This window comes from Pseudomonas sp. Pseusp21 (genome assembly GCF_059492145.1).
The window spans coordinates 369,161-395,905 of record NZ_CP168520.1 but is presented as its reverse complement, the minus strand read 5'-3'; the positions used below and the strand labels follow the sequence as shown (position 1 = coordinate 395,905).

Here is a 26,745-nt window from a genome sequence, read left to right as displayed (position 1 = left end):
TAACGCTGATGGCGGTGCAGATTGCGGTGATCGATGACTGGCAGGACGTCGCGCGGGGCGTAGTCGACTGGTCGGTGCTCGACAGTCTCGGCGAAGTCACCTTCGTCCATGAGTACCCGGCGGACAACGCCACGCTGGCCGAACGTCTGGGCCGGTTCGAAGTGATCTGCGTGATGCGCGAACGCACACGCTTCGACGAAGACCTGCTCAAACGCTTGCCGAACCTGAAGCTGCTGGTCACCGGCGGCATGCGTAACGCGGCGCTGGATATGCCGGCCGCGGCCCGCCTCGGGATCAAGGTCTGCGGCACCGACAGCTACAAACACGCAGCGCCGGAACTGACCTGGGCGCTGATCATGGCCGCCAGCCGCAATCTGCTGAACGAGGCCAACGCCCTGCGCGCCGGCCAGTGGCAGCAAGGTCTGGGCGGCGACCTGCACGGCAAGACCCTGGGCATCCTCGGGCTCGGCAGCATCGGCCAGCGGGTGGCGCAGTTCGGTCAGGCGTTCGGCATGCGCGTCATCGCCTGGAGCGAAAACCTCACCGCCGAACGCGCCGAACAGGCTGGCGTCACCTATGTCAGCAAGCAGCAATTGTTCGAACAGGCTGACGTGCTGTCGGTGCACCTGGTGCTCAGCGATCGCAGCCGGGGCCTGGTCGATGCCCAGGCGCTGGACTGGATGAAGCCGACCGCCCTGCTGGTCAACACGGCGCGCGGGCCGATTGTCGACGAAGCGGCGCTGATCAAGGCCTTGCAGAAACAGCGTATCGGCGGTGCGGCCCTTGACGTGTTCGATCAGGAACCGCTGCCGGCACTGCACCCGTTTCGCACCCTCGACAATGTGCTGGCCACGCCTCATGTCGGCTACGTCAGCCGCCAGAACTATGAGTTGTTCTTTTCGCAGATGATCGAAGACATTCAAGGGTGGTCAGCCGGGGAACCTATCCGCCTGCTCAACTGAGTCATCTCGTCTTCGCGGGCAATCCCTGCCCGCGAAGCAGCACCCACTGTCTGCCCGCCAACACAACTGTCCGCACCGCAACAGTGCGCCCGCACTTTCCCGGCGCCCGAAATCGTGACCGTTCGGTCACCACTTTGCACCATCGACCCCACCAGACATGCACTTCGTCGGGGCGCCTCCCCTCCCGAAGCCACGGATTTCGTGAGCCTGCAACAGATTGTCGAACAATTCATCCGCTAGCCCTGGCCCGCTCTAGGATCTGGCCTAGACTGGTTTTCGCGGGGTAAAACCGGCCAGTCACAAAGTCAAAAATTCGTCGAAACTTTTGCAGATCGCGGCGGGTCATCTGATAGGCAGGGCCAAAGCGACTGGTTCAAGTCTTGCAATGGCCCCCTCACCCATTCTGCTTGCACGTGTTGGGTAGCGATTTGCTCACTCATGCGTGGCGTGTTTGCGCCCGGCCACAGGACCTGGCCATGGACATCGCATGTTCAAGACAAGAATCAGATCAAAAAGACGGGAGATTCATATGATCAGTGCGGCATTGGAAATTCAGGGAGAACGGGCTCATCAGCCGATGGGTGAATCGAGCACTTTAAGCGTTCCCGGCAGCCGATCGATCAGCGTCCCGATCACCAAGACACTGACGCCGATAGCCAGTCAGAACCCCAACAAGAAAAAAGTGTTGTTCGTGACCTCGGAAATCGCCGATCTGGTGAAGACCGGCGGTCTGGGCGACGTTTCTGCCGCCCTGCCCCGCGCGATGGCACATCTGCATGACGTGCGGGTGTTGATCCCGGGTTACCCGCAGGTCATGAACAGCGAAAATCCGATTCACATCATCGGTGAACTGGGTGGCCACGCCGCGCTGCCACCTTGCAAGATCGGGCGCATGGACATGCCCGACGGTCTGGTCATTTATGTCTTGATCTGCCCTGAACTCTACGCCCGTGACGGTGGCCCGTATGGCGCCAACAACGGCCGCGACTGGCCGGACAACCACATCCGTTTCGCCCGTCTGGGCCTGGCGGCTGCTGATATCGCCGCCAACCTCGCGCAAATCCACTGGTGCCCGGATCTGGTGCACGCCCACGACTGGCCGGCCGGTCTCGCGCCTGCCTATATGCACTGGCGCGGGCAACGCACGCCGACCCTGTTCACCATTCACAACCTGGCCTATCAAGGCGTGACCAGCCTGGGTTCGTGCCCGGAACTCGGGATTCCGGCCCATGCCCTGCAACAGGAAGGCATGGAGTTCTACGGCAAGATGTCGTTCCTCAAGGCCGGCATGGCCTATTCGAGCCATATCACCACGGTCAGCGCTACTTACGCGCAGGAAATCACCACACCGGATTTCGGCTGCGGTCTCGACGGTTTTCTCGCCGCCAAGACCCAGCAAGGTTTGCTCAGCGGCATCCCCAACGGCATCGATGAAAGCTGGGACGCCGCCACCGACCCGCACCTGTTCGCACCGTTCGCCATCGGCGACTGGGAAGGCAAAGCGGTCAACGCCGCCCACGTTCGCGAACTGTTCGGCCTGGAACAATCGGAAGGTCCGCTGTTTGCCGTGGTCTCGCGCCTGGTCTATCAAAAAGGCCTCGACCTGACCGAGGCGGTGTCGGAATACATCGTGCAGAACGGTGGCCAGATCGCAATCATCGGCCGTGGCGAGCCGGAAGAAGAACAAGCCATGCGCGAACTGGCGCTGCGCTTCCCCGGCCAGATCGGCGTGCGCATCGGCTTCAACGAAACCGACGCCCGGCGGATGTTCGCCGGCAGCGATTTTCTGCTGATGCCGTCGCGTTATGAGCCGTGCGGTCTGAGTCAGATGTACGCCCAGCGTTTCGGCTCGCTGCCAGTGGCGCGCAACACTGGCGGGCTGGCCGACACCATCGAAAACGGTGTCACCGGTTTCCTGTTCAACGAATCGACCGCGGACAGCTACCGCGAAGCCCTGAGCCGCGCGTTCAAGGTATTTGCCTTTCCCGAACTGCTCAACGCCATGCGCTGCCGGGCAATGGCCGCGCCATTCAACTGGTGCAAGGCGGTCGAACCCTACGCCGAACTCTACGAACAACTGGTGGCCAAGTCGCTGGGAAAAACGCACCACAAATAACCAGGGAGCTTTACAACAATGCCGTCACGGACACCTGAAAGCTGGCCCCACGGCGCGATCATGCTGGATGCCGACCACACACAATTTGCGTTGTGGGCGCCGGATGCGTTTTACGTCAGCGTCGAGCTGGGCAACGGCCAGTCGCTGCCCATGCTGCCCCAGGGCGATGGCTGGTTTGTCATCAAGACCCGCTGCCCTGCCGGCAGCCGCTACCGTTTCAACATCGACGGCGAACTGGAGGTGCCCGACCCGGCCTCCAGGGCGCAGGACGGTGATATCGACCGTCACAGCGTGGTGGTCGATCCCCACGCCTATCCATGGCAACACGTAACGTGGCGAGGTCGGCCGTGGAATGAAGCGGTGATCTACGAGTTGCATGTGGGTGCGCTAGGCGGATTCGATGAGGTCGAAAAGGATCTGGCCCGACTGGCCGCCCTGGGCATCACCGCTATCGAACTGATGCCGATCGCACAATTCCCCGGCTATCGCAACTGGGGGTATGACGGCGTACTGCATTTTGCGCCACAAGCCTCCTATGGCACTCCGGAACAACTCAAGCATCTGATCGACAGCGCCCATGGCCACGGTCTGGCGGTGATTCTCGACGTGGTCTACAACCATTTCGGCCCGGACGGCAACTACCTGCACCGCTACGCCAAGGGCTTTTTTCGCGAAGACAAACACACCCCGTGGGGCGCGGCCATCGACTTTCGCCGTCGCGAAGTGCGGGACTTCTTCGTCGAAAACGCACTGATGTGGCTGCTGGAATACCGTTTCGACGGTTTGCGCCTGGATGCCGTTCATGCAATAGAAAGTCAGGATTTCCTGCCCGAACTGGCGCAGCGTGTCCGCCAGCAGGTCGACCCTGCCCGTCATGTATGGTTGACCGTCGAGAACGAACTCAACCAATCGAGCCTGCTGGAAGAAAATTACGACGCCCAATGGAATGACGACGGCCATAACGCTTTGCATGTGTTGTTGACGGGCGAAACCGATGCCTACTACGCCGACTACGCTCTGCAACCGACCGAACAACTGGCCCGCTGCCTGAGCCAGGGCTTCGTGTTTCAGGGGCATATCACCCGCCACGGCGAACCACGGGGCGAGCCCAGCGAGCATCTGCCGTCCACTGCCTTCGTACTGTTCCTGCAAAACCATGACCAGATCGGCAACCGTGCCTTCGGCGAGCGCCTGCATCAGTTGGCCGATCCGCGCGCGCTTGAGGCGGCGACGGTGCTGCTGTTGCTGTCGCCGATGATTCCGCTGATGTTCATGGGCGATGAATATGCCGCCGAGCAACCGTTTCTGTTCTTCACCAGCCACCACGGCGAACTGGCGAAACAGGTACGAGAAGGCCGTCGCAACGAGTTCGCTGCATTCAGTGCGTTCACCGACCCGCATAAGCGCGAACGGATACCCGATCCCAACGCCGAATCGACCTTCCACGCCTCGCGGCCAACGCGGTCCGGTAATGGCACACCGCGCCAGCAGGCAACGAATGAGCTCTATCGTCACCTGCTGCAATTGCGTCACCGCTACATCATCCCGAACCTGTCCGGCACCCAGGCCCTTGGCGCGCAGATGCTAGGCCGTGGTGCGGTCAGCGCACGCTGGCGACTGGGCGATGGCAGTGAGTTGCGAATCGATCTGAACCTCAGCGGGACGGCGGTGGTCAACCCTCCACGGACCGGCGCGGTGTGGCTGTTTCAACAGCCTCCCGCTGCCGAGATGTCCGATAAGGGCCTTCTGCCCCCGTATTGCGCGCTCGTCAGCCTCACGGCCGCAACCCCTTTGCCCCCCTTGGATGGAGAGCGCCTATGAGCGATGCGCAACTGGAAATTCTCGCCAGCCGAGCCGGCCTTGCCGTCGACTGGATCGACGCCAACGGGCGAGCCCAAAAAGTCGCCCCGGCCGTGCTTCGCAATGTGCTGATCGGTCTCGGCCACCCCGCCAGCACCGCCCAGGAAATCGACGCCAGCCTGCTTGAACTGCAACAGGTGCAGGAAAATCGCCATCTGCCGCCACTGCTCACTGCCGATGTCGGCGTGGGCGTGGATCTGGCGCGCTATTTCGAACCAGAAACCCCTTGTGAGATTCACCTTGAGGATGGCTCGCGCTTGAGCCTGCGGCTTGATGCGGAGTCGATACTGCCCGGAGAGATTCCGGTCGGCTATCAGCAAGTGCACATCGCCGATCAGCAATTCACCCTGGCCGTGGCGCCGGAACGCTGCTTCAGCGTGGGCGACGCGGTGGACAGTCCGATCCCGCGCGCTTGGGGCCTGAGCGTGCAGCTTTATGGTTTGCGTCGCCCTGGCGATGGCGGTTTCGGCGATACCCAGGCCCTGGAAGAACTGGCCCGGGTGGCCGGCGAACGGGGTGCCGATGCACTGGCGATCAGCCCATTGCATGCGATGTTCAGCGCCGACACCGGGCGCTACAGCCCTTACTCGCCGTCCAGTCGGCTGTTTCTCAATCCGCTGTACGCCGCACCGGGGGCCATCCTCGGCGAGCGCGCGCTGCGTGATGCGATTGACGCCGCCGGCCTGACCGATCAGTTCGAGCAACTGGAAGACCTGAAACTGATCGACTGGCCGAAAGCGGCCGAAGCCAAATTGAAACTCCTGCAAGCCTTGTACGACGGTTTCATCAACGGCGAACACCCGCTGCATGCCGACTTCTCGAGTTTCCGCGATGCCGGCGGTGAAGCGCTGGAAAACCACTGCCGCTTCGAAGCCATTCAGGAAATGCGCGCCGCCCGTGGCGAGAGCCTCGACTGGCGCGAATGGCCGGAACACTGGCACGACCCGCGCGGCGCAGCGCTCGGCGCATTTGCCGAGGAATACGCCGAGCGCATCAGCTACTTCGCGTTCTGCCAATGGTTGATCCACCGCTGCCTGGAGCGCGCCCAGACCGCCGCCCGCAGCGCCGGCATGGGCATCGGCCTGATCGCCGACCTGGCGGTGGGTGCCGACGGCGCCGGCAGCCAGGCCTGGAGTTTTCAGGACGAACTGCTTGCCTCGCTGACCGTCGGCGCGCCACCGGACATCCTCAATCGCTCCGGACAGGGCTGGGGTATTTCCGCGTTTTCCCCGGAAGGCCTGGTGCGCAACGGTTTTCGCGCGTTTATCGAGATGCTGCGCGCCAACTTCGCCCACGCCGGCGGCCTGCGCATCGACCATGTCATGGGCCTGCAACGGTTATGGGTCATCCCCAACGGTTCCGCCCCGGCAGACGGTGCGTACCTGTATTACCCGGTGGACGACTTGCTGCGTCTGCTGACCCTCGAATCCCATCGTCATCAAGCGATCGTGCTCGGTGAAGACCTCGGCACCGTGCCTGATGGCCTGCGGGAAAAACTGATCGCCCGCGCCATGCTCGGCATGCGCGTGCTGCTGTTCGAACAGGACAACACCCATTTCAAACCGATCCTCGACTGGCCGGACAACGCCCTCGCCACCACCAGCACCCACGATCTGCCGACGCTCAACGGCTGGTGGCATGGCCGCGACATCGACTGGAACGCGCGGCTCGGGCTGGTCGATGCCAACGGCGAAATCGACTGGCGCCGTTACCGCGAACGCGAGCGTGAAGGCCTGCGCAGTGCCTTGAGCCAGGACCCGCAGAACTTTCGCGAGGAATCCCACGAGGCCGATCAGGTGGTCGACGCCGCAGTCCGTTTCCTCGGCCACACCCGCGCGCCGCTGGTATTGCTGCCGCTGGAAGATGCGCTGGGGCTCGACGAACAGGCCAACCTGCCCGGCACCATCGACACCCACCCGAACTGGTCACGCCGCTTGCCGGCCACCAGTGAGACGCTGCTCGACGGTGCCGACGCCGCAAGACGCCTGGAACTATTGGCGTGTGCCCGCCTTCAGGCAGCCGAGCGTGACCAATGAGTGCATTGCCTATCCCGACACTGCGCGCCACGGTCCGCCTGCAATTTCATCGCGGTTTTACCCTCGATCAGGCGGTACCGCTGGTGCCGTATTTCGCCCGACTCGGCATCAGCCACATTTATGCCTCGCCGCTGCTGGCCGCGCGCGCCGGCTCGATGCATGGCTACGACGTGGTCGACCCGACCCGGGTCAATCCGGAACTTGGCGGCGAGCCAGCGTTGCGTCGTCTGGTCGCCAGCCTGCGCGAGCACGGCATGGGGCTGATCCTCGACATCGTCTCCAATCACATGGCAGTCGGTGGCGGTGACAACCCGTGGTGGCTCGATCTGCTGGAATGGGGCCGGCTCAGCCCCTACGGCGAATTCTTCGACATTCAGTGGCACTCGCCCGACCCATTGATGGAAGGCCAGTTGCTGTTGCCGTTTCTCGGCAGTGACTATGGCGTCGCGTTGCAGGACGCGACTCTGCCGCTGGTGTTTAACGCCGAGAGCGGCACCTTTCACGTCAAGCATTACGAGCATCACTTCCCGATCTGCCCCGGCGATTACGGCGAACTGCTCAAGTCCGATGACGCTCCGAACGAGGCGCTCAAGGCTCTCGCCGACCGCTTCAGCGCGCTCAGTTATCAGACCGACGCTCGCGCGCTGGCGATTCCGCTCAAGGAAGAACTTCAGCAACTCGCCAGCGACCCGCAGATTCGGCAGGCCATTGAGCGCAACCTGACGCACTACGATTCGAAGACCGAAGACGGTTTTCAGCGCCTGCACCAATTGCTGGAGCGGCAAAGCTATCGTCTGGCGAGCTGGCGCACAGCCGCGGATGACATCAACTGGCGGCGCTTCTTCGACATCAACGAACTCGGCGGTTTGCGGGTCGAGCGTCCGGCAGTGTTCGAGGCCACCCACGGCAAGATTTTCCAGTTGATCGGCGAGGGCCTGATCGACGGCCTGCGCATCGACCACATCGACGGTCTCGCCGACCCGCGCGGTTACTGCCGCAAACTGCGCCGCCGCCTCGACCATCTGGCACCGGGCCGGCACTTGCCGATCTACGTCGAGAAGATTCTCGGCGACGGCGAGACCCTGCCCACCGACTGGGCCGTGGATGGCAGCACCGGTTACGAGTTCATGAACCAGCTGTCGCTGCTGCAACACGACCCGGACGGCGAACATGTGCTCGGTGACTTGTGGCAACGCCGTACCGAGCGCCCCGCCGCGTTCATCGAAGAAGCCCAACTGGCGCGCCAGCAGATCCTCAACGGCTCGCTGGCCAGCGATTGCGAAAGCGTCGCCCAGGCCCTGCTGCAAGTGGCACGCGACGACCTGATGACCCGCGACCTCACGCTCGGCTCGATCCGGCGGGTGCTGCAGGCGCTGATCGTGCACTTCCCGGTCTATCGCACCTACATCACCCCGATGGGCCGCTCGGCCCGGGACGAGGTGTTTTTCCAGCAGGCCATGGACGGTGCACGGCAGACATTGAGCGAAGCCGATTGGCCGGTGCTGGACTCCGTAGCCGGTTGGCTCGGTGGCCAGCCGTGGCGGCGCAAACCCCGTGGGCGCTCGCGCAAAATCCTGCGCCATGCCTGCGTGCGCTTTCAGCAGCTCACTTCGCCGGCCGCCGCCAAAGCGGTGGAAGACACTGCGCTGTATCGCTCGGCGGTGCTGCTGTCGCGCAATGACGTCGGCTACAACACCGAGCAGTTCAGTGCGCCGGTCAGCGACTTTCACGCGGTGAACCTGCAACGTCTGGAGAGCTTTCCCGACAATCTGTTGGCCACCGCCACCCACGACCACAAACGCGGGGAAGACACCCGCGCGCGGCTGGCCGTGCTCAGCGAGCGCAGCCATTGGTACGCCGAACAGATCGAGCTGTGGCGCGCCCTCGCCCGACCGCTGCGCAATGACGATCAGCTGCCGTCGTCTGCGGACGAACTGATCCTTTATCAGGCGCTGCTCGGCAGTTGGCCGCTGGAGTTGCGTGACGACGATCAGGCGGGCTTCGCCGATTACGCCAAACGTGTCTGGCAGTGGCAGCAGAAAGCCCTGCGCGAAGCCAAGCTGCAAAGCAGCTGGAGCGCGCCGAACGAAGCCTACGAAAACGCAGCCCAGGCGTTCACCGAACAACTGCTGCTGGCTCCTGAAGGCGAACTGCTGCGCGGGGCGCTGGCCAAGACCGTCAGCAGCATCGCTGCTGCCGGCGCCCTCAACGGTCTGGCGCAAACCTTGCTGCGCATGACCGTGCCGGGAGTACCGGATCTGTATCAAGGCAACGAGTTCTGGGACTTCAGCATGGTCGACCCGGACAACCGCCGGCCAGTGGACTACGTCGCCAGGCAACAGGCGCTGGAGGCATCGGGGCCGGTCCAGGAACTGTTGGCGAACTGGCGCGACGGGCGAATCAAGCAAGCTTTGATCGCCGAGGTGCTGCGCCTGCGCGCCGACCACACCGAGTTGTTTCGCCAGGGTTCGTACCAGGCCCTCGAGGTGCTGGGCAGCCAGGCGCACAACGTGCTCGCGTTTGCCCGCGAGCATGGGGAGCGACGGATCATTGTGATCGTGCCGATCCGTTGCGCAACATTGCTGGAAAACAGTGCTGTGCCGATGGTTGACGCGCTGCGCTGGGGCGATACAAGGGTGGTTTTACCGTTCGACGCCTCTGACGAAAATCCGAAGGGACTTTTTTCGAGCACCGCAGTCACAAAAAACAGGGAGCTGCAGGTCAGCGCCGCGCTGGGGGATTTCCCGGTCAATCTGCTTATCCAACACGTCTAGCAGCATGAGTTCAGTTCAGGAGCATTGCGATGAGTACCGACGATAAACGCATCCGCGAATTCGCCTATCAGATCTGGGAATCCGAAGGAAAACCCGAGGGCCAGGAAGCCCGCCACTGGGAGATGGCGCGCAAGCTCGCCGAAGCCGAGGCGCTGGCACCGAAAAAATCGCCCAAGGCTGCCGGCAGTAAAACCGCCGGCAAGACCGCCACCAGCAAAGCAGTCGATGGCAAGGCACCCGCTTCCAAACCCAAGGCCACGACGGCCAAGGCCAAGCCTGCCAGTGCCGCGAAAGTGATTCCCCCGGGCGAAAAAGCCACCGAGAAAAAGCCCCGCACGCCGCGCAAGCCGCCTGCGGTCTGACGCCCCCCTATCATTGATTTGAATAACCGTGTGGCGAGTTCGCTCGCCACCGAGGGCTTACTCGTCCTCGAAAAACACCTACCCCCCGATTTTTTGCAGGAGCACCTATGACCCGTCCAAAGAAAGCCGAGCCCGCCGCGCACGCCGAACCCTCGCGCATCCGTGAAGGCCTGCCCTTCCCGCTCGGCGCGACCTGGGATGGTCTGGGGGTGAATTTTGCGCTGTTTTCCGCCAACGCCACCCGGGTCGAGCTGTGCATTTTCGACGATGCCGGCGAAGTTGAGCTCGAACGCATCGAGCTGCCGGAATACACCGACGAGATCTACCACGGCTATCTGCCCGATGCGCATCCGGGACTGATTTACGGCTACCGGGTCTACGGACCCTATGACCCGGCCAACGGCCACCGCTTCAACCACAACAAGTTGCTGATCGACCCCTATGCCAAGCAATTGGTGGGCGAGTTGAAATGGTCCGAAGCGCTGTTCGGCTACACCATCGGCCACCCGGACGCCGACCTCAGTTTCGACGAACGCGACAGCGCGCCCTTCGTCCCCAAGTGCAAGGTCATCGACCCGGCCCACACCTGGGGCCACGACCAGCGCGTCAGCGTGCCGTGGGACAAGACCATCATTTACGAGACCCACGTGCGCGGCATCAGCATGCGCCACCCTTCGGTGCCGGAGAATGTGCGCGGCACGTTTGCCGGGTTGATGGTCGACGATGTGCTGGAGCACATCCGCAAACTCGGGGTGTCGACCGTCGAACTGTTGCCGATCCATGCCTTCGTCAATGACCAGCACTTGCTGCACAAGGGCATGACCAATTACTGGGGCTACAACAGCATCGCGTTCTTCGCCCCGGATCCGCGCTATCTGGCCAGCGGCAAGATTGCCGAGTTCAAGGAAATGGTCGCGCACCTGCACGACGCCAATCTCGAAGTGATTCTCGACGTGGTCTACAACCACACCGCCGAAGGCAACGAGCAAGGCCCGACCCTGTCGATGCGCGGGATCGACAACGCCTCGTACTACCGTTTGATGCCGGACGACAAGCGCTTCTACATCAACGATTCCGGCACCGGCAACACCCTGGATCTGAGCCATCCGTGCGTGCTGCAAATGGTCACCGACTCGCTGCGCTACTGGGCCAGTGAAATGCACGTCGACGGCTTCCGTTTCGATCTGGCGACCATCCTCGGTCGCTATCACGACGGCTTTGATGAACGTCACAGTTTCCTCGTGGCCTGCCGCCAGGATCCGGTGCTGCGTCAGGTGAAAATGATCGCCGAGCCCTGGGACTGTGGCCCCGGCGGTTATCAGGTCGGCAATTTCCCGCCGGGCTGGGTCGAGTGGAACGACAAGTTCCGCGACACCGTGCGTGCCTTCTGGAAAGGCGACGACGGCCAACTCGCCGACTTCGCCAGCCGCATGACCGCCTCCGGGGAAATGTTCAACCAGCGCGGTCGCCGGCCTTATTCGTCGGTGAATTTCGTCACCGCCCACGACGGCTTCACCCTCAATGATCTGGTGTCGTACAACGACAAGCACAACGAGGCCAACGACGAAAACAATCAGGACGGCAGCAACAACAACCTGTCCTGGAACCACGGCGTCGAAGGCCCTACCGACGATCCGGAAATCAATGCACTGCGCCACCGGCAGATGCGCAATTTCTTCGCAACCCTGCTGCTGTCCCAAGGCACGCCGATGCTGGTGGCCGGTGACGAATTCGCTCGTACCCAGGATGGCAACAACAATGCCTACTGCCAGGACAGCGAGATCGGCTGGGTCAACTGGGACCTGAGCGAGGACGGCAAGGCGCTGCTTAAATTCGTCAAACGCCTGATCAAGTTGCGCCTGGCGTATCCGATCCTGCGCCGCGGGCGGTTCCTGGTCGGCGAATACAACGAGGACATCGGCGTCAAGGACGTGACCTGGCTTGCGCCGGACGCCACGGAAATGACCACTGAACACTGGCATGACGCGCAGAATCGCTGCATGGGCATGTTGCTTGACGGTCGCGCCCAGGAAACCGGGATCCGCCGCAAGGGTGGCGACGCCACGTTGCTGCTGGTGGTCAACGCCCATCACGACATCGTCAACTTCACCTTGCCGGAAGTGCCTGAAGGCAGTTTCTGGACGTGCATGATCGATACCAACCAGCCATCGATCCGTGGCCAGGAGCGTTTTGAGTTCGGTCACGAGTACTCGGTCACCGGACGCTCGCTGCTGCTGTTTGAACTGCAACGCGAAGAAGAGGACTGACATGGACTTGCCCGTCTATCTCTCACGGCACGCGCCGGACTACCGTGACACTGCCGCCCTCGGCCTGTGTCTGCGGCAACTGGTCGAGGCCGGCCTCGATCGCCTGCCGTTACCCGGCAGCGGTCGTACGCTGGAGCGCTGGCAACGGCTGTCCGAGGTCGGTGGGCACGATCTGGGGCTGTGCAAACTCTACGAAGGCCATACCGATGCGTTGGCAATCATCGAACAACTCGGTGGCTCGCCGACGCCCGGCAGCACGTGGGGCATGTGGGCAGCCGAACCACCGCAGGCGCGGGTTCGGGTCAGCCGTTCCGGGCAAATGGTGCGGTTGAATGGACGCAAGGCCTGGTGCTCCGGGGCGGCGGTGCTCAGTCATGCCCTGCTGACGGCGTGGGATGAGGACGATCGTCAGCAATTGGTAGCCGTGGCCCTCGACCAACCGGGCGTGACCGTCACCGATCAAGGCTGGCAAGCGGTCGGCATGGCCGCCACCGGCAGCGTCGAGGTGCTGTTCGATGAGGTCGAGGCCCAGGCGATCGGCGATCCTGGCGACTACCTGCAACGTCCGGGTTTCTGGCATGGCGGGATCGGGATCGCCGCGTGCTGGTACGGCGCCGCGAGGGCGATCGGCGAACGCTTGCGCCAGCACTGTGCGCGGCGTGAAGAACCGCACGCACTGGCCAGTCTCGGCGCCGTCGACAACGCGCTGCACGGCGCCGCACAGGTGCTGCGTGTCAGTGCCCTGGACATCGACAGCAATCCCGGAGCCGACGCCGAGTTGTTGGCCCGGCGTGTACGTGCCGTGGTCGAGGACGCCGCTGAACAGGTCATGCGCGAGACTGGCCGGGCACTTGGCGCCGGGCCGTTCTGCAAGGATCCACACTTTGCCCGCCTGACGGCCGACCTGCCGGTGTATCTGCGCCAGAGCCATGCCGAACGGGATCTGGCAGTACTGGGCCAACTGGCTGCGCAGCAACCGCGCGAGGGTTGGGCCCTATGAAGCGCAATCCGATCATCGGTGAAGGAACCTCTTTGCATGAGTGGCAGGGCTCGCGTCATCTGGCAGCGGTGGAGAGCATCGACATTCTCGACCTGGTTCCGCCGGGATCCCGGGCCGTGGTGATCGCACCGCACCCGGATGATGAAGTGCTCGGTTGCGGCGGGCTGTTGCAACAGCTCGCAGCGGCGGGCCGCACCCTGCAACTGATTTCGGTCACCGATGGCAGCGCCAGTCACCCTGGCTCGGAGCGCTGGCCGGTGGAGCGCCTGAGCGTGGTGCGCCCGCAGGAGTCCGCCGAGGCCCTGCGTCGCCTTGGCCTGCCCATGCATCAGGTGCAATGGCTGCGCGGCGGATTCCCCGACACTCAGGTCGCCGCGCGCGAGTCGATGCTGTGTGACTACTTGACCCGCTACCTGCAACCCGACGACGTGATCTTCACCACCTGGCGCGAAGACGGCCACAGCGACCATGAGGCCGTCGGCCGCGCCAGCGTCGAAGCAGCGTACCGCGTGGGTGCGATTTGCCACGAGCTGCCGGTCTGGACCTGGCACTGGGCGACGCCGGAAGACGCCATCGTGCCCTGGGAGCGGGCGCGCAAGATTCTGCTGAACCCGGCGCAGGTCGCGCGCAAGCGTCACGCAGTGCATGCGTTCGCAAGTCAGCTGGAAGGCGATCCCGACGCAGGCCTGGCACCGGTGCTCGCGCCCTATGTCATCGACCGTTTGCTGCAACCGTTCGAGGTGGTCTTTCTATGAGTGTCGAGGATCGCTACTTCGAAGGCCTGTTCGCCGGCAATAACGACCCCTGGGGATTTCGCCAGCGCTGGTACGAGCAGCGCAAACGCCTTGTCACCCTTGCGGCCCTGCCCCGCCCGCATTACAAGGCGATCTTCGAGCCCGGTTGTGCCAACGGCGAACTGAGTGCCGCGCTGGCCGAGCGCTGCGATCGGCTGTTGTGCTGCGACACCAGCGCCGCCGCAGCCAATCTGGCGCGTACCCGGCTGAGCCTGTTCGACCACGCCGAGGTGCGTCAAGGTCGCTTGCCGGGCGACTGGCCTGAGGAAAAATTCGACCTGATCGTATTCAGCGAAATCGGCTACTACCTTGATCGACAGGATCTGACAGAGGTCATCCGTCGCATCAGCGATTCGTTGACGGCAGACGGTCAATTGCTGGCCTGTCACTGGCGCCCGCCCATCGATGGCTGCCCGCTCAATGCTCGCCAGGTCCATGACCTGATTCACGAACAGCTGCACATGCCACGACTGGTCCTGCATCAGGAGGCAGATTTCCTGCTGGAAGTCTGGAGCCGCGAACCGCGTTCGGTGGCCGCGCTGGAGGGGTTGCGATGATTGGCATCCTGATCCCGGCACACAACGAAGAAGAGTGGGTCGATGAATGCCTGCAGGCCGCCCTGCGCGCCGCCGGGCATCCGATGCTGGCAGGTGAACCGGTGGAGATCCTGGTAGTGCTCGACAGTTGCACCGACCGTTCGGCGCAGATCGTCAGCCAGTACCCTGTGCGGGCGCTGAGCATCGAGGCACGCAATGTCGGCCAGGCCCGGGCCATCGGTGCGCAACAGCTGCTTGATCGGGGTGCTCGCTGGATTTCCTGCACCGACGCCGACAGCCGCGTCGCCGAAGACTGGCTCGTGGAACAACTGGGATTGGGCACCGATGCCGTGTGCGGCACGGTCACGGTCGAGCGTTGGCATGACGGGTTCGATGAAGCAGCGCAGATTCGCTATCACGGTCATTACCAGGCCTGCGAAGGACACCGGCACATCCATGGCGCCAATCTGGGCATCAGCGCACAAGCTTACGTGCGTGCCGGAGGCTTCGAACCATTGACCTGTGACGAAGATGTGCGGCTGGTGCGCCAACTGGAGCTTTGCGGGGCCAGCATCGCCTGGAGTCATCGGCCACAGGTCATTACCAGCGCCCGTCTGGACAGTCGCGCACGCGGCGGTTTTGGCGACTATCTGCGACAGTTGGCACAGACTGAATAAAAAAAAGCGGATCAGATTGATCTGTGACGCGACGAACCGCCCGTCTTGAGCAATACTCTGCTGCGCAGCAATCCAGGGTTCGGAGCGCTGCAGGGCTATCCACCAGCCTTCACGGGTCGTACACGCCTGGCAGCATCACGGCGCGGACGACTGAGGGCGTGACACAACAAGGACGTATCACTCATGAAACCGTTATCCCTCAGCGAAAACGGCCTGCCGGCGCAGATCTGGAACAGCGCCCCGCAGCTCGACAACATTCCCGTCATCAATACCCACACCTTGGTGCCACCCGGCGCCCGTGCCGTGGTCATCGCCCCGCACCCCGGTGATGAAGTGGTGACCTGCGGCGGTTTGCTGCAACTGCTTTCCAGCCTCGGTCATCCCTTGCAACTGCTGTCGATCACCGATGGCAGCGCCAGTCATCCGGGCTCGCGCCAGTGGTCGGAAAAACGCCTGAGCGTGTTCCGTCCGCAGGAAAGCGTCGAAGCCCTGCGCCGCCTCGGTTTGCCGATGCACAGCCTGAAATGGGTGCGCGGTGGTTTCACTGACAACGCCCTGCACGATCAGGAATCTCAATTGACCGAATTCATCGCCCGCTACCTGCGCCCCGGTGATGTGGTCTTCAGCACCTGGTGCGAAGATGGCACCGCTGATCATGAAGTGGTCGGTCGGGCCAGTGCGAAGGCTGCACAACTGGCCGGCGCAACCTACCATGATGTCCCGGTCTGGGCCTGGCACTGGCCGGAACGCGATCAGGGACAGATTCCGTGGCATCGCGCACGCAAGCTGCGCCTCGACACCTGGACCGTTGCGCGCAAGAGCCACGCCACCCACGCCTACGCCAGCCAGCTCAATGGCGAACCGGCGATCGGTATCGCGCCGCTGCTGCCCAAGTCAATTCTGGAGCGTATGCGCCTGCCCTACGAGATCGTCTTCGTCGATTGACTGTCCATCGGGCGCGGGCAGCCAGTCAAAGTGAACTGCCCGCGCCCGGATCAGTCGCATGAACAGGCAGTCATGATTCAGAGGAGTGAACGTGTCCAGCGATCCCGAGCGTCATGTCGTCGACGCGCAGATTTCCACCCCGTCCTCTATCCATCGCTTGCGGGTGCTGACGGTCAACACGCACAAGGGTTTCACCGCGCTCAATCGACGTTTCATCCTTCCGGAACTGCGTGAAGCGGTGCGCAGCACCTCAGCCGATCTGGTGTTTCTGCAGGAAGTGGTGGGCGAACACGAGCGGCATTCCAGCCGCTACCACGAATGGCCGCAGACCTCGCAGTACGAATTCCTCGCCGACAGCATGTGGAGTGACTTTGCCTACGGCCGCAATGCGGTCTATCCCGATGGCCATCACGGCAACGCCCTGTTGTCGAAATACCCGATCCGCGAATATCGCAACCTCGACGTCTCGATCACCGGCCCGGAACGGCGCGGGCTGTTGCACTGCGTACTGGATGTGCCGGGGCATGCCGAAGTGCATGCCATCTGCGTACACCTGAGCCTGCTCGAAAGCCATCGGCAATTGCAGTTGCAGTTGCTTTGTCAGTTGCTCGAATCCCTGCCCGACGACGCGCCGGTGATCATCGCCGGTGACTTCAATGACTGGCAGTTGCAGGGCAACGTCGCCCTCGCCCGCCGCGACTACCTGCACGAAGCCTTCGAACGCCATCACGGCCGCCCGGCCAAGACCTATCCCGCGCGGTTCCCGCTGCTGCGACTGGATCGAGTCTACCTGCGCAATGCCAGCAGCCACGACCCGCAGATCCTCGGCAACAAACCGTGGACGCATCTTTCGGATCATTTGCCGCTGGCGGTTGAAGTGCATTTATAGCGCGATACTGACAGCTGTCCTTACATACGCAACGATGCGAAATTGGTCGCCAGGCCCGGTTTCGCAGACCGACTGTCGGTTGCGAAAGATCTCTGCCTCACGGTTTCCACAGCGTTTAGCTCTACAAACAAGAACTTAGATAAGTGCGGAAAAACAAAAACTTGCATCACCCGTTTTGACCCGACCGCTCATCGTCCAATTTCTTGACGCAAGGGCTGGGGTCTTCTTAGCTCTACCTTACTACCCCCGGAAATACTACTCGGGGCGAACCCCAGGTTACTCGTCAAAACGGGCGGCCACGGGTTCGCCACGCTCCATTCGGTCGCCCCTCGTTCGGGGTAGGAGAGACGCCAAGGCGAGATACCACATGCGCTAGCAAGGTAGAACTCCATGAAAACCTCACTCACCTCACAAGAGATCAAAGTCACGTTCTGCACTGTTTCAAGTTCTATCTTGCTGTGCTCGTCCATGGAGGCGCAGGCGGGTCCTGTGGCGGACGAGGCGACGCCCTGGTATCGCCAGGACATTCCCGTCATGACCCTCCCCGCCACGGTCGTGACTCCGGGCCCGCAACGGCTCAGCCCACAGCCGGACCTGCGCGGTACAAAGCTGATTACCGAAGACCTCGCCCCCTCGGCCTGGGAGCAGCTTTACGGTCCGACGTCCCGTCAGGCGCAAACCGACGTCCTCAGCCCGGGCTTCGCCATACCCGGCCCCGGTGACTTCAAGGGACCCGCCGTGCTGACCTTGAAAAGCAGCAGCGGCCACACCCAGCAAGTCGGCCTGATCGGCGGTGTGAATCAGATCAGGGGCAATGGCAACGGCCTGATCACCAGCCGCGCCCTCGCCGACCCGACCACCGACACCCTCAACCTGCAAGGCCAGAGCCTGGGCGCTTACTACAGCCTGATTGGCCCACAAGGCTGGCACGTCGATCTGTCGGCCAGTGGCGGCCGGGTCAGCGGTTTCAGCCGTAACGAGCAAGGCGCACGCCTGGCCACCGAAGGCAGCGCGATGACGCTGTCGGTGGAAGGCGGATTCCCGATCGGTCTGGGTGAAAACTGGGTGGTTGAACCGCAGGCGCAATTGATCAACCAGCGCATCACCCTCGACACGCCCTATGCGGGCTCGGGCAATGCGTCTTCCAGCGACATTTCATCGTGGAGCGGTCGGGTCGGTGCGCGTTTGAAAGGTAGCTATGACCTGAACGGTTTGCCCGTCGAGCCCTACGTGCGCACGAACTTGTGGCACACGGTGTATACCGGCAACACGGTGACGCTGGATCAGGTGGACAAGATCAGCAGCAGCCGCAAGTCCTCGACGGTGGAAGTCGGCCTGGGGCTGGTGGCGAGAATGACACCGACGGTGAGCCTGTACGTCAGCGCCGATTACAGCAGCGACGTGGACGACAACGACTTGAACGGGTTGATTGGCAGCCTGGGAATCCGGATGCGCTGGTAACTTCTTCTGCATGATCGTTCCCACGCTCTGCGTGGGAATGCCTCAAGGGACGCTCCGCGTTCCAGCTCTGGAAGGGACGCGGAGCGTCCCGGGCTGCATTCCCACGCAGAGCGTGGGAACGATCTCGCGTGAGGTCAGCCCTCAGGTTTGAGGATCAACACCGCCAGCGGCGGCAAATTCAGCTCCAGCGACAACGCCTGGCCGTGACTGGCCACCTCTTCGGTGAACGCCCCGCCACCATTGCCATAGTTGGAACCGGCGTAGGTGTCGGCATCACTGTTGAGCAATTCCTTCCAGCGTCCGGCAAACGGCACGCCGACCCGGTACGACTGGCGCGGCACCGGGGTGAAGTTGGCCACCACCAGCACTGGCGTGCCGTCCTTGCTCCAGCGCAACCAGGCATAAACGCTGTTGATCGCATCATCGCCGATCAACCACTGAAAGCCTTGCGGCGCATCGTCCTGCTCGTGCAGCGCCGGCTCTTCGCGGTAGAGCCGGTTGAGGTCGCCGACCAGTTTCTGCACGCCTTTGTGTTCCGAATATTGCAGCAGATACCAGTCCAGCTGCTGATCATGATTCCACTCGCGCCACTGGCCGAACTCGCAACCCATGAACAACAGCTTCTTGCCCGGATGGGTCCACATGAAACTCAAGTACGCGCGCAGATTGGCGAACTTCTGCCAGCGATCGCCGGGCATCTTGTCGATCAGCGAATGCTTGCCGTGCACCACTTCGTCGTGGGAAATCGGCAGGATGAACCGCTCGGACCAGGCGTAGACCAGACCAAAACTCAACTCATTGTGGTGATGGGCGCGGTACACCGGATCCTGCTGAATGTAGTGCAGCGAGTCGTGCATCCAGCCCATGTTCCATTTGTAGGCAAAACCGAGACCGCCCTGCTGGGTGCTCTGGCTGACGCCCGGCCACGCCGTGGACTCCTCGGCGATCACCAGCGCGCCCGGCGCTTCCAGTGCCACCACGTCGTTCAAGTGCCGCAGGAAGTCGATGGCTTCCAGGTTCTCGCGACCGCCATGACGATTGGGCACCCACTCGCCGGCCTTGCGCGAATAATCGCGATAGAGCATCGACGCCACCGCATCGACCCGCAGCCCATCAACGTGGAAATGCTTCAACCAGTGCAGCGCCGACGCCAGCATGTAGCCGTGCACTTCGGTGCGGCCCAGGTTGTAGATCAGCGTGTCCCAGTCCTGATGAAAACCTTCTTGCGGGTTGCCGTACTCATACAACGCCGTGCCATCGAACTGCGCCAGACCGTGGGTATCGGTGGGGAAATGCGCCGGCACCCAGTCGAGAATCACACCGATGCCGGCCTGATGGCAGGCATTGACGAAATCGCCGAACTGCTCGGGCGTGCCGTATCGCGCACTGGGAGCGAACTGCGACAGCAACTGATAGCCCCACGAACCGCCGAACGGGTGCTCCATGATCGGCATCAGTTCAATGTGGGTGAAGCCCAGCTCCTTCACGTAGGGAATCAAGCGCTCGGCCAGTTCTGGCCAGGTGTACTGACGCGCCACTTCGCCGAGATCATCGAGTTCGCACTGCCAGGATCCGGCGTGCAACTCATAGATCGACAGCGGCGCGCTGTGCTGCTGGCGCTCGTGGCGGCTGCTCATCCAGTCCTGATCCTGCCAGTCGATCTGCAACGGTGCGGCGACTTTTGACGCAGTGTCCGGTGGCAGGCTGGTGGCCAGTGCCATCGGGTCAGCCTTGAGCGGCAGAATGCCGTGAGCGCCGAGGATTTCGTACTTGTACAGTTCCCCCGCCTGCAGGCGCGGAATGAACAATTCCCACACGCCAGAAGGATGCCGCAGGCGCATCGGATGCCGTCGGCCATCCCAGACGTTGAAGTCGCCGACCACCGACACCCGCCGGGCATTCGGCGCCCACACGGCGAAACGTACACCGTCGACGCCATCGACGGTTTTCAACTGCGCGCCGAGGCAACTGCTGAGGTCGCGGTGATTGCCCTCGGCGAACAGATACAAGTCCATTTCACCGAGCAATTGGCCAAAGCTGTAGGGATCTTCCGCGACCTGCTCGCCACCGGCCCAGCGGGTGCGCAACAGGTACGGCCGTGCGCCCTCGAAATGCCCGACGAACAGCCCCGGCGTTTCGGTAGCCTCCAGCGGACCGAGTTCTTCGCCACTGTTTTTATCGACGACAGAAACACTCAACGCGCCGGGCAGATACGCCCGGATAAACTGCCCGCCGGCGCCATCGCCGTGGGGGCCAAGAATGGAAAACGGGTCGTGGTGTTCTGCGCGCACCAAGGCATCAATGTCTTTTGCAGTGGGCAGCAATCTTTCTTTAGCGTGACCCTGTTCCCTGTTCGAGAAACTCATGACTACTCTCCACCAAGATCGGAAAAGGGTTTGAGCCCCGTCAATAACCCATACAGACCGTGCAGCGGCACGGGCAGCCAGGTGGGGCGATTTTCGGCTTCATAGGCCACTTCGTAGGCCGCTTTCTCCAGACCGAACAACGCCAGTGCGGCGTCGGCACCTTCAGGATCTTGCCAGGCATGATAAAGACTAGCTGCTGCCTGACGATATGCCTGGAGAAAGGCTTCCCGGGCTTCACGCAGGTAACGCTCCGTGACCCGCCGACGCGCGGCTTCGGCCTCGGGGCTGTTGTCGACGTTGTGCACATTCAGCGCCATGGCCGCGGCATAGTCGAAGGAGCGCAGCACTCCGCTGACGTCCTTGTAAGGACTGTGCTTGCCTCGGCGCTCGGCCAGTGGCCGCGCCGGCTCACCTTCGAAGTCGATCAGATAGGCATCGCCCTTGATTACCAGCACCTGCCCCAAATGCAGATCGCCGTGGACGCGGATCCGCAGACCGCCGGCGGATTGCTTGGCCAGTTCCTGCACGTGGGCAAGGATGGTTTTCTTGTTGTCGAGCAAACGAGCGACCAGCTTCTGATCCGCCGCATCGAGCTCGCCCTGATGCTGTTTGAGCAGCTTCAGCGCATGCTCGACCTGCGCCGCGACATCCTTGCCGCTCGTCTGCGCATCCTTGGCCGAACTGACTTGCGGCGCGAAGTCCTTGTTGTCGCTCGGCGCTGCCAGTACCTGATGCATTTCCCCCAGACGCTGGCCGAGCATGCCGGCGAAATCCTTCAGTTCACCCAGGGCGTTGTAGTGCTGCGCCTGTTCGGAAACAGCGTCGGCCAGTTCATCGCGCAGCGCCCGTTCGAGGTTGTTCTGCGTCCATTCCCAGGCGTCGCCCTGATTGCTCAGATAGCCCTGTGCAATCATCAATAGATTGTCTTCACCATCGGCGCCGCGGCGAATCACCGAACCCAGCAGCGGTGAGATATTGGCAAATCCGGCTGCGGTCAGGTAAGCGCTCATCTCCAGTTCCGGGTGTACGCCAGAAGCGACTTTTCGGATCAGCTTAAGTACCAGACTGTTGCCGATCACCACTGAACTGTTGGATTGCTCGGCGGACAGATAGCGCACTTCGGATTCCGCGCCGAGGCCGAGTTTTTCCAGTTGCGGCGTCGCCTCGAAACGGATCTCGCCATCACTGGACTCCAGCACCGTACCGCCCTGCATGCCTTGCAGCACCGCGCGAACAAATGCTTCAAGGCTGAACGCATCGGTAATCAACCCGACCTGGCGAACCCGGCGCACTCGGGCCAGGGCCAGTTGTTGCGGCAACGCCGGCCCGACCTGATCTTCGGCAATGAAGCCGAACGGCAGTTGATAGCGACTGGTCTGCCCGCCGCTCTGCACTTCGATTTCGCTGAACAACACCGGATGCTGCGCATCGCCGAAGCGCACGCCGTAGGCCAGTTTCACCTGTTCGATGGCCGCGTCCTTGCCGGCGAACCAGCGGCGGTTCTGCAGCCAGCTCGGCAGGATCGCCTGCTCGAGGGTGGCCCGGGACGGCGCTTCGAGCAGTTCTTCCATGCGTTTTTTCAACACCAGCGTGGTGAAGTCCGGCAGGCTCTGCGCAGGTTCCACGTGCCAGCTCGGCATCTGGTTTTCCGCCGCCAGGCCGAACCAGTAGAAACCGTAGGGCGGCAGGGTCAGCAGGAAACTCAACTGGCCGATGGGCGGGAACGCGTTACCACCGAGCATTTCCACCGGCACCATGCCGACGTAGGCCGACAGGTCGAGTTCCACCGCTTGTGCACTGCGTGACACGTTGGCTACGCACAGAATGATTTCGTGCTTGCCGTCCGGCCCGGTGTATTCGCGGGTGTAGGCCAGCACGCGACGGTTGGCCGGCGACAACATCTTCAAGGTGCCACGACCGAACGCCTTGGATTGCTTGCGCACGGTCAGCAGGCGTCGGGTCCAGTTCAGCAGCGAATGCGGATCGCCGGCCTGGGTTTCGACGTTGACCGACTGATAGCCGTATTGCGGGTCCATGATCGGCGGCAACACCAGACTGGCCGGGTCGGCGCGAGAGAAGCCGCCGTTGCGGTCGATCGACCATTGCATCGGCGTACGCACGCCGTCGCGGTCGCCGAGGTAGATGTTGTCGCCCATGCCGATCTCATCGCCGTAATACAGGGTCGGCGTGCCGGGCATCGACAGCAGCAGGCTGTTGAGCAGCTCGATGCGGCGGCGGTCACGTTCCATCAACGGCGCCAGACGCCGGCGGATGCCGAGGTTGATCCGTGCGCGACGGTCGGCCGCGTAGTAATTCCACAGGTAGTCCCGTTCCTTGTCGGTGACCATCTCCAGCGTCAGTTCATCGTGGTTGCGCAGGAAAATCGCCCATTGGCAGTTGGCCGGGATCTCCGGGGTCTGGCGCAGGATGTCGGTGATCGGGAAGCGATCTTCCTGGGCCAGCGCCATGTACATGCGCGGCATCAGCGGAAAGTGGAACGCCATGTGGCATTCGTCGCCATTCACGCCTTCGGCGTCGGTGTCGCCGAAGTACAACTGAGTGTCTTCCGGCCATTGGTTGGCTTCGGCCAGCAGCATGCGATCCGGGTAGTTGGCGTCGATTTCGGCGCGGATCTGCTTGAGGACGTCGTGGGTTTCCGGGAGGTTTTCGTTGTTGGTGCCATCGCGCTCGATCAGGTACGGAATCGCATCCAGTCGCAGGCCGTCGATGCCCATGTCCAGCCAGTAACGCATGACCGACAGCACGGCTTTCATGACTTGCGGGTTGTCGAAATTCAGATCCGGCTGGTGCGAATAGAAGCGGTGCCAGAAGTATTGGCCCGCCACCGGATCCCAGGTCCAGTTGGACTTTTCGGTGTCGAGGAAAATTATCCGGGTGCCGTCGTATTTTTGATCGTCATCCGACCACACATAGAAATCCCGCGCTGCCGAGCCGGGCTTGGCCTTGCGCGCCCGCTGAAACCACGGATGCTGATCGGAGGTGTGGTTAATGACCAGCTCTGTGATCACCCGCAGGCCACGCTTGTGTGCTTCGGCGATGAAGCGCTTGGCGTCGGCCATCGTCCCGTAATCGCTGTGGACGCCCCGGTATTCGGCGATGTCGTAACCGTCGTCGCGGCGTGGCGAGGGGTAGAACGGCAACAGCCAGATGGTGTTGACGCCAAGATCGGCGATGTAATCGAGTTTGGCGATCAGGCCTGGAAAGTCGCCGATCCCGTCGTTATTCGAGTCGAAAAAGGATTTGACGTGAACTTGATAGATGACCGCATCCTTGTACCAGAGCGGATCCTTGATAAAGGTGGCTGCCTTGGGTTTCTTCGCCATGTGAAACTCCTGTTGAATTCATTGAAGCCGAAGCTGCTTCTGATCGTTCCCACGCTCCGCGTGGGAATGCCGCCATGGACGCTCTGCGTCCGCTTTGGGACGCGGAGCGTCCCGGTATGCATTCCCACGCGGAGCGTGGGAACGATCAGGAACCGATCAAGTCGATCAGGAAGAAGTAATGCGCCAGATTCCGAACGGCTGATACGCCGGGTCGATCCGCATGAATTGGTACTTGCCGTGCCAGTCCCAGCGATGGCCGTTCATCAAGTCTTCGCCGTGGGTGGTGGCATCGTCCGGCAGGCCCATTTCCCACAGCGGCAGCTCGAAATTCGCCTCCTGTACGTTATGCGGATCCAGGCTGACAGCCACCAGAATGAAGTTGCTGCCGTCCGCGCTGCGCTTGCCGAAATACAGAATGTTGTCGTTCCAGGCGTTGTAGATCTTCAGGCCCAGATGGCTGTGCAGCGCCGGGTTCTGGCGGCGGATGCGGTTGAGCTGGGCGATCTCGGCAATGATATTGCCGGGCTGGTTGAAGTCGCGGACGCGGATCTCGTACTTCTCGGAATCGAGGTATTCCTCCTTGCCCGGCACTGGCGCCGATTCGCACAGTTCAAACCCCGAGTACATGCCCCACAGGCCCGAACCCATGGTCGCCAGCGCCGCGCGAATGAGGAATCCGGGACGTCCCGACTCATGCAGGAACGCCGGGTTGATGTCCGGGGTGTTGACGAAGAAATTTGGCCGGTAGCATTCGCGCCATGGTGATTCATTGAGTTCGGTGAAGTAGGTCGCCAGTTCGGCCTTGGTGTTGCGCCAGGTGAAATAGGTGTAGCTCTGGGTGTACCCGACCTTGCCCAGCCGCGCCATCATCGCCGGGGTGGTAAAGGCTTCGGCGAGGAAAATCACTTCCGGGTACAACGTACGGACATCAGCGATCAGCCATTGCCAGAACGGCAACGGCTTGGTGTGCGGGTTATCGACGCGAAAGATCTTCACGCCCTCCTGCACCCAGCCGACCACGATGTCGCGCAGCTCGACCCACAGGCTCGGAATCGCTTCCGGTGCGTAGAAGTCGACGTTGACGATGTCCTGGTATTTCTTCGGCGGGTTCTCCGCGTATTTGATCGTGCCGTCCGGCCGCCAGTTGAACCAGCCCGGATGCTGCTTGAGCCACGGGTGATCCTGGGAACACTGGATCGCGAAGTCGAGAGCGATTTCCAGACCATGCTCGGCAGCGGCGGCCACCAGCCGACGGAAGTCCTCACGGGTGCCGAGTTGCGAGTGAATCGCTTCGTGGCCGCCCTCCTCGCTGCCGATCGCATACGGGCTGCCGGGATCGTCCGGGCCGGCGCTCAGAGAATTGTTGCGCCCCTTGCGATGGCTGCGGCCAATCGGGTGGATCGGCGTGAAGTACAACACGTCAAAACCCATGTCCTGAATCATCGGCAGGCGCGAGTGCACGTCATTGAAGGTGCCGTGGCGGGCGGGATCGTCGGTGATCGAGCGGGGAAACAGTTCGTACCAACTGGCGAATTCCGCCAATTCGCGCTCGACGTCCACCGGGAATTCCGCACTGAGGCTCAGGTAGGCGCGGTGATCGGCCTCGGCCATCAGTTGCGCACTGCGCGAGTGCAGAAACAACGCGACCTGCTCGGTTTCGAGCAGGCCGGACAATTCGTGGTGCAAGCCGGCCAGTTGTTCGCTGAGCTGACCTTCGCTGCGCTCGGCGGCCTGCTGCACCATGGTGCGCCCCTCTTGCAGCTCGAGGCTGACCGGGACGGCGGCGGTGTGCTTTTTCTCCAGTTCGTACTGAAAACTGGCGAACTGGTCGATCCAGGCTTCGATCAGAAACAGATAACGGCCCATGCGCTGCGGCTGAAACACACCGCGCCAGCCATTGTTGCCCTGATCGCTCATGACTTCGGTCTGCCAGGTCTCGTCACCCTCTTCGCGCCAGCGGATGCGCACCGCCAGTTTGTCGTGACCGTCGGCGAACACCTTGCTGGTGACCACGATCTCCCGACCAGCGATTGCCTTGACGGCAAATTGTCCGCCGTCGAGGGTCGGCATGGTGTTTTCAATGACGATGCGCGGCAACAGCAAGGCTTGCGACAGCGGCATGTGCGGGTTGTAGCTCTGTTCGGAAGGTTTTTCAGCAGTCATTGAGCATCTCTCCTTAACGCCCCAAGGACGCTCGTTTGCCTGTTTGGCGGTCACGGTCGGGCCTGGGCCCGGATGAACTCTCTCAGGTTCCGAGCGGCCGTCGCCGGGAAAAGTTCACAGGGATTTGCCGCGCTACAAAATCGGATCGATTTCGCAGTGAAGTGGTCAATCCACTTAAGCACGTCCCACGCCA

General features: G+C 62.3%; 17 protein-coding genes. 14 read left to right on the top strand and 3 right to left on the bottom strand.

Going from position 1 to position 26,745, the window contains the following annotated elements; translation table 11 throughout:
- The first annotated feature begins 8 nt into the window (after positions 1-8).
- From ACEN93_RS01710 to ACEN93_RS01645, 14 genes are all read left to right on the top strand, one after another.
- Positions 9-962, top strand: a complete 954-nt coding sequence (locus tag ACEN93_RS01710; RefSeq protein ID WP_103386150.1) for a D-2-hydroxyacid dehydrogenase family protein — start codon at positions 9-11, stop codon at positions 960-962.
- Positions 963-1,491: 529 nt separating this feature from the next.
- Complete coding sequence (gene glgA / locus ACEN93_RS01705; RefSeq protein WP_039768136.1) at positions 1,492-3,078, top strand: glycogen synthase GlgA; 1,587 nt, start codon at positions 1,492-1,494, stop codon at positions 3,076-3,078.
- A gap of 18 nt (positions 3,079-3,096) precedes the next feature.
- Positions 3,097-4,899 carry a malto-oligosyltrehalose trehalohydrolase gene (treZ, locus tag ACEN93_RS01700; protein ID WP_039768135.1) on the top strand — a complete coding sequence of 601 codons (1,803 nt, stop codon included), beginning with the start codon at positions 3,097-3,099 and terminating at the stop codon, positions 4,897-4,899.
- On the top strand, positions 4,896-6,974 hold the full coding sequence (malQ, locus tag ACEN93_RS01695; RefSeq protein ID WP_495610950.1) for a 4-alpha-glucanotransferase: 2,079 nt from the start codon (positions 4,896-4,898) through the stop codon (positions 6,972-6,974). The genes treZ and malQ overlap by 4 nt, the downstream gene beginning before the upstream one ends.
- Entirely contained in the window at positions 6,971-9,748 is a 2,778-nt protein-coding gene (locus ACEN93_RS01690; RefSeq protein WP_495610949.1) for a malto-oligosyltrehalose synthase, read from the top strand. The genes malQ and ACEN93_RS01690 overlap by 4 nt, the downstream gene beginning before the upstream one ends.
- Positions 9,749-9,777: 29 nt before the next feature.
- The gene (locus ACEN93_RS01685; RefSeq protein ID WP_074690921.1) at positions 9,778-10,110 is read left to right on the top strand and encodes a DUF2934 domain-containing protein; all 333 of its coding nucleotides are present in this window, start codon (positions 9,778-9,780) and stop codon (positions 10,108-10,110) included.
- A 107-nt stretch (positions 10,111-10,217) separates the two neighbouring features.
- Complete coding sequence (glgX, locus tag ACEN93_RS01680; protein ID WP_039768131.1) at positions 10,218-12,377, top strand: glycogen debranching protein GlgX; 2,160 nt, start codon at positions 10,218-10,220, stop codon at positions 12,375-12,377.
- A gap of 1 nt (position 12,378) precedes the next feature.
- Complete coding sequence (locus ACEN93_RS01675; protein ID WP_163975077.1) at positions 12,379-13,377, top strand: acyl-CoA dehydrogenase family protein; 999 nt, start codon at positions 12,379-12,381, stop codon at positions 13,375-13,377.
- Positions 13,374-14,132, top strand: a complete 759-nt coding sequence (locus ACEN93_RS01670) for a PIG-L deacetylase family protein (RefSeq protein WP_064596297.1) — start codon at positions 13,374-13,376, stop codon at positions 14,130-14,132. Before ACEN93_RS01675 ends, ACEN93_RS01670 begins: the two co-directional genes overlap by 4 nt.
- The gene (locus ACEN93_RS01665; RefSeq protein ID WP_495610948.1) at positions 14,129-14,728 is read left to right on the top strand and encodes an SAM-dependent methyltransferase; all 600 of its coding nucleotides are present in this window, start codon (positions 14,129-14,131) and stop codon (positions 14,726-14,728) included. The genes ACEN93_RS01670 and ACEN93_RS01665 overlap by 4 nt, the downstream gene beginning before the upstream one ends.
- On the top strand, positions 14,725-15,384 hold the full coding sequence (locus ACEN93_RS01660; RefSeq protein ID WP_495610947.1) for a glycosyltransferase family 2 protein: 660 nt from the start codon (positions 14,725-14,727) through the stop codon (positions 15,382-15,384). The genes ACEN93_RS01665 and ACEN93_RS01660 overlap by 4 nt, the downstream gene beginning before the upstream one ends.
- A gap of 183 nt (positions 15,385-15,567) precedes the next feature.
- Entirely contained in the window at positions 15,568-16,329 is a 762-nt protein-coding gene (locus ACEN93_RS01655) for a PIG-L deacetylase family protein (protein ID WP_039768126.1), read from the top strand.
- 91 nt (positions 16,330-16,420) lie between these two features.
- Entirely contained in the window at positions 16,421-17,218 is a 798-nt protein-coding gene (locus tag ACEN93_RS01650) for an endonuclease/exonuclease/phosphatase family protein (RefSeq protein ID WP_495610946.1), read from the top strand.
- Between the two features lie 390 nt (positions 17,219-17,608).
- Positions 17,609-18,679, top strand: a complete 1,071-nt coding sequence (locus ACEN93_RS01645) for an autotransporter outer membrane beta-barrel domain-containing protein (protein ID WP_163975075.1) — start codon at positions 17,609-17,611, stop codon at positions 18,677-18,679.
- Positions 18,680-18,813: 134 nt separating this feature from the next.
- Here the strand turns inward: ACEN93_RS01645 and glgB are convergent, their stop codons facing one another.
- The 3 genes from glgB to ACEN93_RS01630 form a co-directional block, all read right to left on the bottom strand.
- On the bottom strand, positions 18,814-21,045 hold the full coding sequence (glgB, locus tag ACEN93_RS01640) for a 1,4-alpha-glucan branching protein GlgB (RefSeq protein WP_495610945.1): 2,232 nt from the start codon (positions 21,043-21,045) through the stop codon (positions 18,814-18,816).
- Positions 21,046-21,047: 2 nt separating this feature from the next.
- Positions 21,048-24,389: a maltose alpha-D-glucosyltransferase gene (treS, locus tag ACEN93_RS01635; RefSeq protein ID WP_495610944.1), complete on the bottom strand. Its 3,342-nt coding sequence runs from the start codon at positions 24,387-24,389 to the stop codon at positions 21,048-21,050.
- Between the two features lie 165 nt (positions 24,390-24,554).
- Positions 24,555-26,552, bottom strand: a complete 1,998-nt coding sequence (locus ACEN93_RS01630) for an alpha-1,4-glucan--maltose-1-phosphate maltosyltransferase (RefSeq protein ID WP_495610943.1) — start codon at positions 26,550-26,552, stop codon at positions 24,555-24,557.
- Positions 26,553-26,745 lie beyond the last annotated feature (193 nt).

What these genes read in the sequence shown, in the direction of transcription:
- ACEN93_RS01710 (WP_103386150.1), top strand. Translation starts at nt 9, where the DNA reads ATGGCGGTGCAGATTGCGGTGATCGATGACTGGCAGGACGTCGCGCGG.
- ACEN93_RS01670 (WP_064596297.1), top strand. Translation starts at nt 13,374, where the DNA reads ATGAAGCGCAATCCGATCATCGGTGAAGGAACCTCTTTGCATGAGTGG.
- glgB (WP_495610945.1), bottom strand. Translation starts at nt 21,045, where the DNA reads ATGAGTTTCTCGAACAGGGAACAGGGTCACGCTAAAGAAAGATTGCTG.
- ACEN93_RS01665 (WP_495610948.1), top strand. Translation starts at nt 14,129, where the DNA reads ATGAGTGTCGAGGATCGCTACTTCGAAGGCCTGTTCGCCGGCAATAAC.
- malQ (WP_495610950.1), top strand. Translation starts at nt 4,896, where the DNA reads ATGAGCGATGCGCAACTGGAAATTCTCGCCAGCCGAGCCGGCCTTGCC.
- ACEN93_RS01690 (WP_495610949.1), top strand. Translation starts at nt 6,971, where the DNA reads ATGAGTGCATTGCCTATCCCGACACTGCGCGCCACGGTCCGCCTGCAA.
- glgX (WP_039768131.1), top strand. Translation starts at nt 10,218, where the DNA reads ATGACCCGTCCAAAGAAAGCCGAGCCCGCCGCGCACGCCGAACCCTCG.
- ACEN93_RS01660 (WP_495610947.1), top strand. Translation starts at nt 14,725, where the DNA reads ATGATTGGCATCCTGATCCCGGCACACAACGAAGAAGAGTGGGTCGAT.
- glgA (WP_039768136.1), top strand. Translation starts at nt 1,492, where the DNA reads ATGATCAGTGCGGCATTGGAAATTCAGGGAGAACGGGCTCATCAGCCG.
- ACEN93_RS01645 (WP_163975075.1), top strand. Translation starts at nt 17,609, where the DNA reads ATGAAAACCTCACTCACCTCACAAGAGATCAAAGTCACGTTCTGCACT.
- ACEN93_RS01685 (WP_074690921.1), top strand. Translation starts at nt 9,778, where the DNA reads ATGAGTACCGACGATAAACGCATCCGCGAATTCGCCTATCAGATCTGG.
- ACEN93_RS01655 (WP_039768126.1), top strand. Translation starts at nt 15,568, where the DNA reads ATGAAACCGTTATCCCTCAGCGAAAACGGCCTGCCGGCGCAGATCTGG.
- treZ (WP_039768135.1), top strand. Translation starts at nt 3,097, where the DNA reads ATGCCGTCACGGACACCTGAAAGCTGGCCCCACGGCGCGATCATGCTG.
- ACEN93_RS01630 (WP_495610943.1), bottom strand. Translation starts at nt 26,552, where the DNA reads ATGACTGCTGAAAAACCTTCCGAACAGAGCTACAACCCGCACATGCCG.
- ACEN93_RS01675 (WP_163975077.1), top strand. Translation starts at nt 12,379, where the DNA reads ATGGACTTGCCCGTCTATCTCTCACGGCACGCGCCGGACTACCGTGAC.
- treS (WP_495610944.1), bottom strand. Translation starts at nt 24,389, where the DNA reads ATGGCGAAGAAACCCAAGGCAGCCACCTTTATCAAGGATCCGCTCTGG.